Source organism: Trinickia sp. EG282A (assembly GCF_040965455.1).
Lineage (GTDB): Bacteria > Pseudomonadota > Gammaproteobacteria > Burkholderiales > Burkholderiaceae > Trinickia > Trinickia symbiotica.
In genome coordinates, this window is sequence record NZ_JBFRCC010000038.1 from 1 (window position 1) to 445 (window position 445).

The window sequence follows — 445 nt, forward strand, 5'->3', positions numbered from 1 at the left end:
CGAGCGCGACCAGAAATGCATCGGGCAACAACATTCCGTAGTCCGGATGCATCCAGCGAATCAATGCTTCGACGCGCGCGAGTCTGCCCGTCTTCACATCGTAAATACCCTGAAACGCGAGCGGAAACTCACTCGCCAGCAGGCCTTCGCTCACACGGCGTTCGAAGTTGTTCAGCTCGCGTGGCACATGCGCATCGCGAGCCATGTGTGTGGTCACGCAACAGATCGTGTCATTGCCTGAATCGGCGGTGGGAGAGTGGCGAGCATCCATCGTAGGGAAGGCCTTGTTATCGGTGAGTGGATTGGAATGGCTTTCCACTGTCGATGCACGTTTCATACCACAGGGCCACGAAAACCATCCGATATGCTTAAGAACCGCATCGCGCTTCATTCCCCGGGGCGATGGTTCGCGACCCGCGCATGAATCGAAAACGCAGCAACGTTT

The 445-nt window shown here is 56.6% G+C and carries 1 protein-coding gene; it reads right to left on the bottom strand.

The annotated features are described in order from the left end of the window. The coding region (locus AB4Y31_RS31800) for an EAL domain-containing protein (protein ID WP_368677426.1) at positions 1 to 217 on the bottom strand (217 nt) is incomplete at its 3' end. Between the last annotated feature and the right edge of the window lie 228 nt (positions 218 to 445).